This window comes from Streptomyces sp. ME19-01-6, from assembly GCF_033793745.1.
Taxonomy (GTDB): domain Bacteria; phylum Actinomycetota; class Actinomycetes; order Streptomycetales; family Streptomycetaceae; genus Streptomyces.
In genome coordinates, this window is record NZ_JARAXF010000113.1 from 1 (window position 1) to 1,001 (window position 1,001).

The 1,001-nt window shown below is 64.7% G+C and carries 1 protein-coding gene; it reads left to right on the forward strand.

Going from position 1 to position 1,001, the window contains the following annotated elements:
• A partial coding sequence (locus tag PV419_RS52880) for an AMP-binding protein (RefSeq protein ID WP_319701246.1) occupies positions 1–1,001 on the forward strand: 1,001 nt, incomplete at both ends.

The window sequence follows — 1,001 nt, forward strand, 5'->3', positions numbered from 1 at the left end:
CCCTGCCCGCCCTCTTCGAGAAACAGGTCACCCACACCCCCAACCACACCGCCCTCATCTGCGACAACCACCAACTCACCTACACCCAACTCAACGAACAAGTCGACCAAGTCGCCCGCTGCCTCATCCTTCGAGGGGTCGGCCCGGGACGGATCGTGGCCGTCAAGCTGCCCCGCTCCGTCGAGCAGGTTGTCGCGCTTTTCGCGATTCACAAGGCGGGGGCGGCGTATGTGCCGGTCGACCCGTCCTATCCGCAGGACCGCATCGACTACCTCCTCGAAGACTCCCAGCCAGTCCTGGTCATCGATGGGGAAACCTACGACTCGCTGCGTACGCAGCATGTGCCGACTGCCGTCCGATTGCCGTCCGTGAGGGACCTCGATCCGCGAAGCCCTGCGTACGTCATCTACACCTCGGGCTCCACCGGCCGCCCCAAAGGCGTGGTGGTACCGCACGAAGGCATCGTCAACCGGCTGCTGTGGATGCAGGACGAGTACGGCCTGGACCGCGACGACCGAGTCCTGCAGAAGACGACGTCGAGCTTTGACGTCTCGGTATGGGAGTTCTTCTGGCCGCTGGCAGTGGGAGCCACGCTCGTCATCGCCAAGCCGGAGGGGCACAAGGACCCGCGTTACCTGGCGTCACTCATCCAACAGAAGGCGGTCACCACGCTCCACTTCGTCCCTTCGATGCTTGAGGTCTTTCTTCAGCACGACGCGGCGCGAGCCTGTACGGGGCTGCGGCGGGTCTTCTGCAGTGGTGAGGCTCTCTCGGGCGACCTGGCCAGGAGGTTCCATGCGACCCTGGACGCCGAACTCCACAACCTCTACGGCCCGACGGAAGCGTCGGTGGACGTGACGCATTGGCAGTCCACACCGCTCCGCACCAATGGGGCGATGGTGCCGATCGGTCGTCCGGTGGCGAATACGCGGATGTTCGTGCTGGATTCGGGGTTGCGACCGGTGCTGCCGGGTGTGGTGGGTGAGCTGTACATCGCGGGT